This window comes from Herbaspirillum camelliae (genome assembly GCF_001929405.1).
In the GTDB taxonomy this organism is placed as follows: Bacteria; Pseudomonadota; Gammaproteobacteria; order Burkholderiales; family Burkholderiaceae_D; genus Herbaspirillum; species Herbaspirillum seropedicae.
Genome location: NZ_KV880769.1, coordinates 4,677,553 through 4,690,943, shown reverse-complemented (window position 1 = coordinate 4,690,943; position 13,391 = coordinate 4,677,553). Strand labels below are relative to the sequence as shown.

Annotated in this window: 11 protein-coding genes and 1 riboswitch; all 11 genes read left to right on the top strand. The window is 67.7% G+C overall.

Features of this window, described 5'->3' with window-relative positions; all coding sequences use genetic code 11:
* The first annotated feature begins 143 nt into the window (after window positions 1-143).
* The 11 genes from BGK68_RS28080 (at window position 144) to cbiD (ending at window position 13,390) form a co-directional block, all read left to right on the top strand.
* Complete coding sequence (locus BGK68_RS28080; RefSeq protein ID WP_198937240.1) at window positions 144-290, top strand: hypothetical protein; 147 nt, start codon at window positions 144-146, stop codon at window positions 288-290.
* 194 nt (window positions 291-484) lie between these two features.
* Window positions 485-1,198, top strand: a complete 714-nt coding sequence (locus BGK68_RS20945; protein ID WP_233149374.1) for a hypothetical protein — start codon at window positions 485-487, stop codon at window positions 1,196-1,198.
* A gap of 168 nt (window positions 1,199-1,366) precedes the next feature.
* Window positions 1,367-1,903, top strand: coding sequence for a hypothetical protein (locus tag BGK68_RS20940; RefSeq protein ID WP_075258666.1), 537 nt, complete (start codon window positions 1,367-1,369; stop codon window positions 1,901-1,903).
* Window positions 1,904-1,983: 80 nt separating this feature from the next.
* Window positions 1,984-2,217, top strand: a riboswitch (cobalamin riboswitch).
* A 142-nt stretch (window positions 2,218-2,359) separates the two neighbouring features.
* Window positions 2,360-2,566: a CbtB domain-containing protein gene (locus BGK68_RS20935; protein WP_075258665.1), complete on the top strand. Its 207-nt coding sequence runs from the start codon at window positions 2,360-2,362 to the stop codon at window positions 2,564-2,566.
* A 10-nt stretch (window positions 2,567-2,576) separates the two neighbouring features.
* On the top strand, window positions 2,577-3,326 hold the full coding sequence (locus BGK68_RS20930; RefSeq protein WP_041310817.1) for a CbtA family protein: 750 nt from the start codon (window positions 2,577-2,579) through the stop codon (window positions 3,324-3,326).
* Window positions 3,327-3,400: 74 nt separating this feature from the next.
* Window positions 3,401-3,742 carry a (2Fe-2S) ferredoxin domain-containing protein gene (locus tag BGK68_RS20925; protein ID WP_041310814.1) on the top strand — a complete coding sequence of 114 codons (342 nt, stop codon included), beginning with the start codon at window positions 3,401-3,403 and terminating at the stop codon, window positions 3,740-3,742.
* Window positions 3,708-7,883: a cobaltochelatase subunit CobN gene (locus BGK68_RS20920; RefSeq protein ID WP_075258664.1), complete on the top strand. Its 4,176-nt coding sequence runs from the start codon at window positions 3,708-3,710 to the stop codon at window positions 7,881-7,883. The genes BGK68_RS20925 and BGK68_RS20920 overlap by 35 nt, the downstream gene beginning before the upstream one ends.
* The gene (locus BGK68_RS20915) at window positions 7,880-9,889 is read left to right on the top strand and encodes a putative cobaltochelatase (protein WP_075258663.1); all 2,010 of its coding nucleotides are present in this window, start codon (window positions 7,880-7,882) and stop codon (window positions 9,887-9,889) included. The genes BGK68_RS20920 and BGK68_RS20915 overlap by 4 nt, the downstream gene beginning before the upstream one ends.
* The gene (locus tag BGK68_RS20910; protein WP_233149373.1) at window positions 9,817-10,626 is read left to right on the top strand and encodes a cobalt-precorrin-7 (C(5))-methyltransferase; all 810 of its coding nucleotides are present in this window, start codon (window positions 9,817-9,819) and stop codon (window positions 10,624-10,626) included. The genes BGK68_RS20915 and BGK68_RS20910 overlap by 73 nt, the downstream gene beginning before the upstream one ends.
* Complete coding sequence (locus BGK68_RS20905) at window positions 10,623-12,200, top strand: precorrin-8X methylmutase (protein ID WP_075258662.1); 1,578 nt, start codon at window positions 10,623-10,625, stop codon at window positions 12,198-12,200. The genes BGK68_RS20910 and BGK68_RS20905 overlap by 4 nt, the downstream gene beginning before the upstream one ends.
* The gene (cbiD, locus tag BGK68_RS20900; RefSeq protein ID WP_075258661.1) at window positions 12,200-13,390 is read left to right on the top strand and encodes a cobalt-precorrin-5B (C(1))-methyltransferase CbiD; all 1,191 of its coding nucleotides are present in this window, start codon (window positions 12,200-12,202) and stop codon (window positions 13,388-13,390) included. Before BGK68_RS20905 ends, cbiD begins: the two co-directional genes overlap by 1 nt.
* The last annotated feature ends 1 nt before the right edge of the window (window position 13,391 follow it).

Genomic DNA, 13,391 nt, shown 5'->3' with positions numbered 1-13,391 from the left:
CAAGCCCCAGGATACGCCCCCAGTCGAGGTCCCCCCGCTGGATCCGACCCCGCCGCAAGACCCCATCCCGCACCAGAACCCCACCGCCAGCGCGGCGTGATGCGCCTGTGCTGGCTGCGCTCACTATTGCCCAGGAGGTCCGCTTGAATTTCGCCTTGCATACGCCCCAGGAAACGCCGCCTGCCCACGATCCCCATCTGCCGCCGCCAGAAATGCCTGACGACGATCCCATCCCGGTGCAAGATCCGCCGCTCAATCCGCGTCCCGCCGACAAGCCCATCCGTATGTAGGCGGGCGGCGCAGCCTTCCTGTCAGGCGGTGCAAGGCCGCGTGCCGGGAAGGTGGCGAGCGTGAACCTCAAAAGAGGGGCGGTATTCGAATTTTTGCAATGTTGTCGCTCTTGAAATTGTGAAAGCATCCGCCCTTCATCCGGCGTTGCATGCGCTGCCGGCCTGTTCACGCCCGTCACGAAGGAGCGCTTGTCTTGCACCGGAATCCCTCTTCACCCGCAGATTTTCCATCTGCGGGCGCGCCCCGTCCCCATGTCCTGACTGCCCATCCGATGCTCTACCTGCTGGTGCGGGCGCATCCGCCTGCGGCTGCAGAGGGCAAATGCGAAGTCATGTGCGAATCCATTGCCGCGGGTTCGCTGGCGGGCCGCGATGCCATGGTGGTCTACCTTTCGCCGCTGGAGGCCGACATCGACGCCGCCTGGAACGCCCGCGGCGGCGGCCATTACCAGGTCCTGGCGGCGCAGGATTTCCTGCCTGATGAGCTGCTGCGCCAGCATCGCGACAGCCTGCCGTATTGCCTGCACATCGGCTGGGGCGCGCGCGATGGCCGGCTGGTCGTGCGCCGCGACGGCGGATTGGTACGGGTGAGCGCAGCCGCCCTGGCGTGGGTGTCGGCCGACGTCGAGGCCGTGCGCCTGGTGGTCGAGCCGTTCCAGCTGGAGAGTCGCAGCCGGCTCTGGGAAGGCGCCGGCCTGTACGCCCACGCCGAGGTCGAGGCCAAGGCGCTGGCCTGCACCGAACCCGAGTTGCGCCGCCACGCCCAGCGCGCCATCGTGCGCCTGCCTGGCACCGTGGCAGCGCCGCCGGGCATCAATCAGCTGGCCCTGTACGACCTGGAGTCGGCGCATTGGCACTTCGTACCATTGAGTTTGGCGCAGCAGATACTGTCTCAACAGGAAGATTGAGACTGTCGTCTCCAAGCTGATTTTTTTCAGACTTTTCTGATACCGGACACTTTCCTGTTCTGTAACGATGACATCGACCGGACTGAGTGATCAGTTCTTCCCTGTTCATCGACAAAGATCCCGACAAGTGAACGACTGTCTGACTCCCTCTGGTTTGCCATCCGCCCCATGACGCGTACGCTGTTGCCGATCCTGCTGCTGGCCCCGATCGTCTCCTGCACCAGCGCCCAGCAGCCGCCCGAAGCGGTCATGGAGAGCTGCCTGCTCTTCGATCGCGCCACGGATCCCTCCATCTTGATCTCGCCCATCAGCGGCCGCGCCCAGGTGATGGAGCAGGGCGGCCCGGCGCCTTACCGGCTGTTCCTGCCCGACGGCGACAACAAGGCCATGCGCGTGGGCTACGCCAGCGGCAAGGGCAAGGAGGGCGATTACATCTTCGTCAATGCCCATCGGGGCTACATCGATCGCGCCGCTGCTGCGGGTTTCTTCTCTCCACGCCGCCTGGAAGCGCCGCGGCAGGCCTCGTTTGCCCTGCTGCGCCAGCGCGGGACGCGCTACGTGTGCGTGATGGAAGGACGCGGCCGGGGTGGTTCGACCATCCTGCGCTCGGCCTTCGTGGCGCGCATCCCGCCCAAGATGGGGGGCGAGCTGATCCTCTACTACCGCCTGCAGGACATGCGCCAACTGGCCCGTAACGGCCCCTGAATCCCTTCCTGAACCGGCCCGGTCGCGTCCGTGCCGCAAAATTGCCGGTTGCCCCTGTGGCCTGGCCGCCTGTATACTTCGCCCCTAGCATTGCTTCTGGTATTGCGTGTGCAGCCGCGCACGGAATTGAAACGGGAAGCCGGTGCGGCCCGCATGAATGAATCCATGGGCCAAGGCCGGCGCTGCCCCCGCAACGGTAAGCGAGGAAGGACACGCACTACGCCACTGTGCCATCGGCATGGGAAGGCGCCTGTCCGCGAAGCCCCAGGCTTCATCCCGCCAGCCCGGAGACCGGCCAGTGGCAACATTCTTGAATGCATCGCGGAGGGCGATCATGCGGAGAGCTTCCCTTGTTTCCAACCGGCATTTCCCGGTGTCGCCTGTGGGCGGCAGGATAGGGCATGGGCGCTTGACGCAGGGTCTCCTCCGGTTTCTTCATCCACCCAAGGAAAACACATGTCCACCACCTCCGGCCTGAATGCCAGCAATACCGTCGAGACCACCCAAGCGGGCAGCCATGTCTGGCGCGACCGCATTGCTCCTGCGCTGCTGGCCCTGGCGCTGGGCGTGGCGCTGATCTATGGCGCCGGTTTCGCCTCCAAGGTCGAGCTGCACAACGCCGCCCATGATGGCCGCCACTCGGCCGGCTTCCCCTGCCACTGAGGAGCGCGCGATGAACTGGACAGTCTTTCGGCGCATGGCGTCGGCGGTAGTCGTGGCCGGCGCCTTGTCGGGTGTGTTGCTTTCGGGCGTGCAGCAGTTCCAGGTGGAAAAGCTCATCCTGCAGGCCGAGCAGTACGAGAAGGCGGCTGAAGAGGGCGCCTCCGCTGCCCCCCAGGCAGCCCATGAGCACGAACACGACCAAGCGCATGAACACGCCGCCGCCAGCGCCCATGCCCACGAGCACAGCCATGACGCCGACGCCTGGGAACCCGCCGATGGCGCAGAACGCACCGGCTATACCGTGCTGGCCAATGTCAGCATGGCCGTGGGCTTTGCGCTGTTGCTGGTGGCGGCCATCACCCTCAGTGGCCGCCAGGTCAGCTGGCGCAGCGGTCTGCTGTGGGGCTTGGCGGGCTATGGCGTCTTCTTTGTCGCCCCCTCGCTGGGCCTGCCGCCGGAAGTGCCGGGCACCCTGGCCGCGCCGCTGCAGGCACGCCAGTTCTGGTGGGTGATGACGGCGGTGATGACCGCGGCCAGCCTGGGCCTGTTCGTCTTTACACGCGCCTGGTGGTGCAAGCTGCTGGCCGTGGCCCTGCTGGTGGTGCCGCACCTGGTGGGCGCACCGCAGCCCGAGGTGCATGGCGGCGTCGCCCCCGAAGAGCTGGCCCATGCCTTCATCCGCGCCACCGCCCTGGCCAACGCCGTCTTCTGGCTGGCCCTGGGCGGGCTGACCGGTTTCTTCTACCGCCGGTTCGGCTGAACCACCCGGCGCCGGTCTGCGGGCCGGCGCCATCCGCATTGGCCTCGCATCGCGGCGCTCCTGAAAGTCAAGCAATGAGAACTCATCACCGCCACGTGCTCATGTGCGTCGGCCCGCGCTGCACCGAGAACGGTGTCCTGGCCGAAGCCATGTTCGGCGTCCTGGGCGAGCAGATCGATGCCCGTCCCGACCTGCGCGTCAAGCGTACCCGCACCCATTGCATGGTGGCCTGCAAAGCACAGGCGCCGGTGGTGGTGGTCTATCCCGAGGGGGTCTGGTACCGCTGCGAAGACGCCAGCGCCATCGAGCGCGTGGTGGTCGAACACCTGGAGGGCGGGCGCGAAGTGAGCGACCTGGTCTTCCATCGCCTGGGCAGCGGCGATGTCCATCCCGAACCGGAGAGCAGCGATGTCTGAGCCGCTGGCGCGCATTGCGCTCTTGACCCACGCCCCCACCGACCTGGCCATGCTGGCCACCGCCCGTGCGCAGTTGCCGGCGGACTTCCCTGTCGTAGCAGGCTACGACCTGCAGCGGCTGCAAGCCGCAGATCAAGACCAGGCGTCGCAGTGGCCCAGCCTGGCCTCGCTGCTGCGCGGCGAGCTGGCGGCGGCGCAGGTGATCGTCTTGCGCGTGCTGGGCCGGCTGGGAGCGGTGCAGGGCTTTCCCGACCTGCTGCGTCTGGCTCGTGCCGAAGGGCGGCAACTGATCGTGCTGTCCGGCACCGGCGAGCCCGACCCGGAACTGGCCGCCGCGTCCACTGCGCCAGCCGATGTGCAGCAACAGGCGCTGGCCTATTTCAACGGTGGCGGCAGCGTGAATCTGGCGCAGATGCTGCGCTGCCTGTCGGACCGCCTGCTCTTGAGCGGCTACGGCTATGAACCGGCCCAGGCCCTGCCCGAGCATGGCCTCTATCATCCCGACCTGGAACAGGACGCCGGCATCGCCGACTGGCTGGCGCTGCGCGCCCAGGCCCCGGCGGGCAAGCCGGCCGTGGGCATCATCTTCTACCGGGCGCACTGGCTCTCGGGCAATACCGCCTTCATCGATGCCCTGGTCGCGGCGCTGGAGGCGCGCGGGCTGGATGTGCTGCCGGTGTTCACCTCCTCGCTGCGTGTGTCGGCCGGCGGCGGCCAGGCCTTGCCGCCGGCCCTGCAGTATTTCGGCGCAGGCCAGGTGGACCTGATCATCAATACCACCTCCTTTGCCATGGGCGAGATCACTGCTGGCGGCGTCACGCCGGCTGGCTGGTCGGTCTCGGTGCTGGAGCAACTGGACCTGCCGGTGCTGCAGGCCATCACCAGCGGCATGACGCAGGCGCAGTGGCAGCACTCCACACGCGGCATGAACCCGCTGGACGCGGCCATGAACGTGGTGTTGCCCGAATTCGATGGCCGCATCATCGGCGTGCCGCTGTCGTTCAAAGAGACCACCGACAGCGGCGCGGTACAGTACCAGCCACTGCCCGACCGGGTCCGCCGCATCGCCGGCCTGGCGCAACGGCTGGTGCGCCTGCGCACCACGCCCAATGCGCACAAGCGCATTGCCTTCATCTTCACCAATTCCAGCAGCAAGGCCTCGCAGATCGGCAATGCCGTCGGCCTGGATGCACCGGAGTCGCTGATGGCCGTCTTGCGGGCGCTGTCGGCCGATGGCTATGCCATCGATGCATTGCCGCAGACCGGGACAGCCCTGATCCACGAACTGGTGGACCGCTGCTCCTACGACGACATCCTGCTGACCGAAGACCAGTTGCGCCGCGCCGCCGCCCGCATTCCGGCGGCGCGTTATGCGCAGTGGTTCGCCGCCTTGCCAGCGGCGCTGCAAGAGAAGATGCAGCGCCAGTGGGGCGCGGCCCCTGGCCAGGCCTATGTGCATGACCAGCATCTGGTCATCGCCGGCCTCGACCTGGGCAACGCCTTCGTCGCCCTGCAACCGCCACGCGGCTATGGCATGGACCCCGACGCCATCTACCACCAGCCCGACCTGCCGCCCACCCATCACTACTACGCGCTGTATCGCTGGCTGGACGAAGAATGGGGCGCACACGCCATCGTCCACGTCGGCAAGCATGGCACGCTGGAATGGCTGCCTGGCAAAGGTGTGGGCCTGTCCGACGAGTGCTTCCCGGATGCGCTGCTGGGCGACATGCCGCTGTTCTATCCCTTCATCATCAACGACCCCGGCGAGGGTTCGCAGGCCAAGCGCCGCGCCCATGCCGTGGTGGTGGACCACCTGACGCCGCCGATGACCACCGCCGACAGCTACGGCGCACTGGCGCAGCTGACGCAACTGGTGGACGAGTATTACCAGGTCGAAGTGCTGGACCCCTCCAAGCTGCCGCTGCTGCAGCAGCAGATCTGGGAGCTGGTGCGCCAGACCAATCTGGATACCGACCTGCAATACAAGCTGCTGCATCACGACCATGACCATGATCATGACCACGGCCATGATCACGATCACCACCACCATCATCATGGTCACGCCCACCATCATCACGACCACGGCGACCATGAGCATCACGATCACGATCACGCCCACGAAGAGGGCGAGCTGCCGCATGCCCTCACCGAGCTCGACGGCGCCGGCGTGGCCCACCTGATCGAAGACCTCGACGGCTACCTGTGCGAGCTGGGCGCGGCGCAGATCCGCGACGGCCTGCACATCCTGGGCCGCACGCCCGACCAGGCGCAGATGCCCGACATGCTGGTAGCGCTGACCCGCCTGCCCAACCAGGACCTGCCCGGCCTGCAGGAAGAAGTGGCGCGGCTGTTCGGCCTATCGCTGGACATGCTGCTGGAACACAAGGGCCGTCGTCTGAACATCGATGACGCCCTGGCGCGCTGTGCGGATCGCTCCATCGCCACCCGCGCCGATGCCCTCGAAGCCATCGACACCCTGTGCCTGCGCCTGATGCAGGCCTTGCAGCAACACGACTTCGCGCCCGCGGCGATCGACGGCGTAATCGGCAGCGTCTTTGCTGCGCTGGAGCAAGCCAGTCCCGAGCAAAGGCCGCGCCTGCAACCGGCCATGAGCCAGGCCGCCACCAGCGTGCTGGGCGGCATGCGCGCCATGGCGCGCCCGCAAGCAGCCGCGCCGCGCCGCACTGTGCCTGCCAGCGCGCCAAGCCGCCGCGCTGCAGATACCCGCGCCGTGCGCCGCGTGCTGACCTTCGCCTGCGAAGAGCTGGTGCCGCGCCTGCACCGCACCAGCGAAGAAATCGGCAACCTGCTCAATGGCCTGCGCGGCGGCTATATCCCCGCCGGCCCCAGCGGTTCGCCCACGCGCGGCATGGCGCACATCCTGCCCACCGGACGCAACTTCTATTCGGTCGATCCGCGCAGCGTGCCTTCGCAATCGGCCTGGCGCGTGGGCCAGCAGCTGGCGCGTGAAGTGCTGCAACGCCATCACCGCGAAACCAGCCACTATCCCGAGAGCGTGGCCATCAGCATCTGGGGCACCAGCGCCATGCGCACCCACGGCGATGACGTCGCGCAGATCCTCTGGCTGATGGGGGCACGTCCCCTCTGGCGCGCCGGCAACCGGCAGGTAGCAGGGGTCGAGCTGGTGCCGCTGGAAGAATTGCAACGCCCGCGCATCGACGTCACCACGCGCATCAGCGGTTTCTTCCGCGACGCCTTCCCGCAACTGATCGAACTGATCGACGATGCCGTGCAACTGGCCATCGCCGCCGATGAACCGGAGACCATGAACTTCGTGCGCAAGCACTACCTGCGCGAGCTGGCCCAGGGCATGGGCGCCGGACTGGGTCAGGCCGAGGCGGCCGCGCAGGCCTCCTATCGCGTCTTCGGCGCCAAGCCCGGCAGCTATGGCGCCGGCATCCTGCCCCTGATCCAGGAAAAGAACTGGCAAGACCAGGCCGATTTCGCCGAGGCCTACATCAACTGGGGCGGCTTCGCCTATGGCCGCAAGGTCCAGGGCGCGGACCAGCGCGACGCGTTCCGCCAGCGCCTGGCGGGCGTGCAGGTGGCGCTGCACAACCAGGACAACCACGAGCACGACATCTTCGACAGCGACGACTACCTGCAATACCACGGCGGCATGATCGCCACCATCCGCGCCTTGTCAGGCCAGCAGCCACGGCATTACTTCGGCGACAGCCACGACCCCCAGCGCGCCGCCGTGCGCGACCTGAAGGAAGAGACCCTGCGCGTCTTCCGCGCCCGCGTGGTCAATCCCAAGTGGCTGGCCAGCATCCAGCGTCACGGCTACAAGGGCGGGCTGGAGCTGAGCGCGACTGTCGATTACCTGTTCGGCTATGACGCCACGGCGCAAGTGCTGGATGACTGGATGTACCAGCAACTGGCCGAGACCTACGGCTTTGACCCGGCCATGCGCCAGTTCCTGGAAGAGGCCAATCCCTGGGCCCAGAACGCCATCGCCGAGCGCCTGCTGGAAGCCGCCAGCCGGGGTATGTGGCAAGCGCCCGACGCCCAGACCCTGGAGCGCCTGCGCCAGCTCTACCTGCACAGTGAAACCCTGCTCGAAGCACGCGGCGAGACCGTGCGCGGCAGCGAACATACCAAGGACCTGCAATGACCGCCTCGCTCGTCTATCCCGTCTATCCCTTCTCGGCCATCGTCGGCCAGCCGCTGCTGCAGCAGGCGCTGCTGCTGTGCGCCGTCGATCCCGGCATCGGCGGCGTGCTGGTGCGCGGCGACAAGGGAACCGCCAAGAGCACCGCCGCACGCGGCCTGACCCAGGTGCTGCCACCCATTGCCCGGGTGGCTGGTTGCGCCTTCAACTGCACCCCCGGCCAGCCAGCGGCGGCTTGCGCGCTCTGCAAGGGCGACAACGCGCCCACCGCAGCGCCGGCGGAGTTGCCTTTCGTGACCCTGCCGCTGGGCGCGACCGAAGACCGCGTGCTGGGTTCGCTCGATCTGCAGCAAGCCCTGCAGGGCGGCCAGCGCGCCTTCCAGCCGGGCCTGCTGGCGGCGGCCCATCGCGGCATCCTCTATATCGACGAAGTCAACCTGCTGGCCGACCACCTGGTCGATGTGCTGCTGGACGTGGCCGCCATGGGCGTCAATGCGGTGCAGCGCGAAGGCCTGTCGGTGAGCCATCCGGCGCGCTTCACCCTGATCGGCACGATGAACCTGGAAGAGGGCGACCTGCGCCCGCAACTGCTGGACCGTTTCGGCCTGATGGTGGAGGTCAACGCACCCACCGACAAGACCGTGCGTGCCGAGGTGGTGCGCCGGCGCATTGCCTTCGAAGCCGATCCCGCCGCCTTCGCCGACCAGTGGCAAGACCGCCAGGACGCCTTGCGCAGCCAGGTGGCCCAGGCCCAGCGCCTGCTGCCCGAGGTCGTGCTGGACGACGCCATGCTGGAACTGATCAGCCATCTCTGCTGCGAATTCGAGGTGGCCAGCCTGCGCGCCGACATCGTCATGCACAAGACCGCCCGCGCCATGGCCGCGTTGCAGGCGCGTTCCCGCGTGACGCCCGACGATGTGCGCGAGGCCGCCTTGCTGGTGCTGCCGCATCGCCGCCGCCGCAAGCCCTTCGAGCAGACCGGCATGGACCAGGACAAGCTGGACGACCTGGTCGACCAGGCCCGCGCCCCCGAGCCGCCGGCCCCTGATGCCGGCCAAGGAAGTGGAGAGGCGCCACCGCAGGAAGAATCACCTGAACAAGGACAGCCGGAGCAGGGCGAGCAGGACCAGCAGGACCAGCAAAGCGAAGCAGGCGGCCAGCAGACCTTCGCCATCGCCGCCGCCGGCCAGGCCCGCAAGATCAGCGTGGCTGCGCCCGCTCAAGCCAGCGCGGCCAGCGTGGCCAGCGGCCGGCGCAGCGCGGTAGCCGACGCCAGCCGGGGCAGCGCCGTGCGCGCCGTGCCGGACGCCAATCCGGACCGCTTGGCCATTGGTGCTACACTGCGCAGCGCCGCCGTACGCAGCGCCCTCAGCGGCAATGCCGAGCCCGGCGAGCGGCTTGCCGTCAGCCGCGCCGACCTGCACCGGCAGGTGCGCAGTGGACGCGGCGCCAACCTGATCGTCTTCGTGGTCGATGCCTCGGGCTCCATGGCCGCCCAGCGGCGCATGGAAGCCGTCAAGGGCGCGGTGCTGGCCCTGCTGACCGACGCCTACCAGCGCCGCGACCAGTTGGCCGTGATCGCCTTCCGGGGCGAACAGGCGCAACTGCTGCTGGCGCCCACCCGCAGCGCCGACCTGGCCGAGCAGGGCCTGCGCGAACTGCCCACCGGTGGTCGCACGCCCTTGCCACATGCGCTGCAAATGGCCGCGCAAGTTCTGCAACAGGCCAGCCCGGAAGCGCCGCCGCTGCTGGTGATCCTGTCGGACGGCAAGGCCAATGTCAGCCTGCCCGGCAGCCACGGCGACGCCTGGGCGCAGACCCTGGAAGCGGCGGCCATGCTGGCCGCGCAGGCCGTGCCGGCGCTGGTGCTCGATACCGAATCCGGCTATCTGCGCCTGGGCCGTGCGGCCCAACTGGCCGAGGCGCTGGGTGCGCCTTGCCTGACCCTGGAACAATTGACCGGCGACGCCCTGGCGTTGACCGTGCGCGCGCAACTGGGCGCGCGCTGAAAGGAAAGAACATGATCATCTGCATCGGCGCCGGTCCTGGCGACCATTCCTACCTGACCATGCGCGGCGCGGAACTGATACGCAATGCCGATGTGGTGGCCGGCTTCAATGCCGTGGTGGACGTGGTCAAGGACCTCATCCCGGCCAGCGCCCAGGTGGTGCTGATGGGCTATCGCGACCAGGTCGCCAAGCTCGATGAAGTGGCAGCCTTGCACCACGCCGGCAAGCGCTGCGTGGTGGTCTTCATGGGCGATATCCACTTTAGCGGTTTCCAGTACCTGGAGCGCGTGGAGCGCGCCTGCGGCCATCGGGTGGAAACCCTGCCCGGCATTTCCTCGGCCCAGATCCTGGCGTCCAAGGCACGGGTGTGCTTTGATGAAACCACCTTCATCACCTTCCACCGCCGTGGCGACCTAGAACCCTTCAAGCGCCATCTGGTGCATGTGCTCAATGATGGCCGCAACGCCATCGTCATCCCCTGTCCCTGGGATGCTGCGCGCTCCTTCATGCCGCGCCACATCGCCACCTATCTGCTGCAGCAGGGCGTGAGCCCTGAGCATCCCACCGAGGTCTGGGAAAACCTGACCCGGGGCGACGCCGAGTGGCATGGCAAGCTGGCCGATTGCGCCGATGTCGAATTCAGCGACATGAGCATCATGCTCATCCGCACCCTTACACCCATGGCCAGCCAGATCGAACCGCCGCCTTCGATGGCGGCCAGCGGAGCCTCGGCATGAGCGCTCAGCGCCAGTCGGCGGTGGTCATTGCCGGGCACGGCAGCCGCGATCCGGATTCGCTGCGCGAATTCGAAGCGCTGGTCGAACTGGTGCGCGAGCGCGCCGCCGGGCGCATCGTGCGGCATGGCTATCTGGAGTTTGCCGCGCCCACCATTTCCGAAGCCGCCGCCGCCTGCGTGGCCGCAGGCGCTACCGAAGTCGCGGTGGTGCCGGGCGTGCTCTTGGGAGCGCGCCATGCCAAGAACGACATGCCCGCTGAGCTGCTGGCGCTGGCGCGGGATTATCCGCAGGTCGATTTCCATTTCGGCGCGCCCATGGACCTGCATCCGCTGTTGCTGCAACTGGTGCAGCAGCGCATCGTCGAGGCCGAGGCACAGTCGCCGGACCTCATCGCCCGCCGCGACAGCTGCCTGGTGCTGGTGGGACGCGGCACCACCGACCCCGACGCCAATGGCGAGATCGCCAAGCTGGCGCGCATGGTGCAGGAAGGCATGGGCTTTGGCGGTATCAAGGTGTGCTTCTCGGGCACGGCCACGCCGCTGGTGCGCGATGGACTGGCACAGGCCGCCGCCGAGGGCTGGCAGCGGCTGGTGGTGTTGCCGTTCTTCCTCTTCGATGGCGTGCTGGTCAAGCGCATCTATGCCGCCGCCGACGAACTGGCGCAGCGCGAAGCCGGCGTGGAAGTGCTCAAGGCGGCTTACCTGGGCGTGCACGCCCATGTCGCCGACGTCATGCTGGAGCGCGCTCGCGAGGCCGCCGAAGGCCGCGCTGCGATGAACTGCACCCTGTGCAAGTACCGCGTCCAGATCGTCGGTTTCGAGCAGCAGGTGGGCGAGCCGCAGCGGGCCCATCACCTGCAGGTGCGCGACCTTTCCGCGCGCGAGCAGAGCGCCCCGGCAATCTTGGGCACCGCACCCTACGTGCCTCATCCCATCGAAGCCGAAAGCATGGAGATCATCCAGGCCGGACGCGACTGGAGCGGCTTTCCGCCCGAACACCTGACCGTCCTGCAGCGCCTGGTGCATACCAGCGGCGACTTTGCTGTCGCCGATGAGATCTATTTTTCCGCCGGCGCGGCCCAGGCCGGCATGAAGGCGCTGTTGCGTTGCAAGCGCGTGGTCACCGATGTGACCATGGTGCAGACCGGCTTGAAGCGCGCCGTGCTGGAACAGCTGGGTGTGGAGACCTGGTGCGGCGTACACGATCCCGAATCGCACCTGATGGCGCAGAACCTGGGCATGACGCGCTCGGCGGCAGGCATTCGCCGCGCCTGGCAGAAGTTCGGCAATGACATCGTGCTGGCCATCGGTGACGCGCCCACCGCCATCACCGAAGCCGTGCGCCTGATCCGTGAGCATGGCTGGCGTCCGCAACTGGTCATCGGCCTGCCGGTCGGCTTTGTCGGCACCCGCGAGAGCAAGGACGAGCTGCGCCGCTGCCTGCAGGTGCCGCGCATCACCAACAGCGGCACCCGCGGCGGTTCGCCCTGGGCCGCCAGCGTCGTCAATGCGCTGATGATCGACGCCATCGCCTGGCTGGTGGCGCAGGAAGCGCAAACCGAAGGCGCGCAGTAATGGACGCCGCCAGCGAGCTGCAACGGGCCGAGTATGACCTGGCCGTGCTCGCCCCCAATGGCCTGCGGCGCGGGCGCAGCACCGGCAGCTGCGCCACCGCCGCCGTGCGTGCTGCCTTGTACCGGCTGCTGGCCGGCGTGACGCTGCACGAGACCGAAGTGAGCCTGCCGGACGGACGGCATTACCTCTGTGTGCCGGTGCAGGCGGTTGAGATGATCGCCCCCGACATTGCCCAGGCCGACGTGCTCAAGGATGGCGGCGACGACCCCGACAATACCCATGGCGCGACCATCTTCGCCCAGGTGCGTCGCAACCAGAGCGGTGAAGTGCGTTTCTTCGCCGGCCAGGGCGTGGGTACGGCGACCATGCCCGGCCTCCGCGTGGCGGTGGGAGAGCCGGCCATCAACCCAGTGCCGCGCGCCATGATGCGCACTGCTGTGGCCGAGGTGCTGGCCGAATTGCGGCCCGGTGAGCCGGTCTGCGGCTTCGATCTCACCATCGGTTGCCGCGAAGGCATGAGCATCGCGCCCAAGACCTTCAACCCCAAGCTGGGCATCGTCGGCGGCATCTCGATACTGGGCACTTCGGGCATCGTCGAGCCGATGTCGATGGCCTCCTGGATCGCCTCCATCGAGGTCTATATCCGCGTGGCCCTGGCCGCCTGCGCGCCGGGCGATGCGGTGGCCTACCTGCCGGGCAAGATCGGCCGCGTCTTCGTGGCGCAGGAACTGGGGCTGCCGGACAAGCGTAGCGTGCAGATCGCCAATTTCCTTGGCGATGCGCTGGACTTCACCGAGCAGGCGCTGGCCGAGGCGGGCCGTACGCTGCCGCTGTTGTGGCTGGCCGGTCATCCGGGCAAGCTGGCCAAGGTCCTCGATGGCGTCTGGGACACCCACTCCAGCAAGAGCAACATGGCCATGCAGGGCGTGGCCCGCGTGGCCGAAGAGATGAACGCGGCAGGGCAGGGCGTACTGTTTGACGCCACCCTGCTGCAGCAGATGAAGGAAGCCAACACGGTGGAAGCAATCATAGAACTGGTGCGCCAGCAGGACGCCGCACGCTCGCGCCGCCTCTGGTGCGAGATCGAAACCCGCATCGCCACGCTGGCGCAGGCGCGCGTGCCATCGGTGGCGCGCATCGAGGTGCGGCTGTTCGACCTGGAGGGACATCAGCTGGGAGCGGGCACATGAG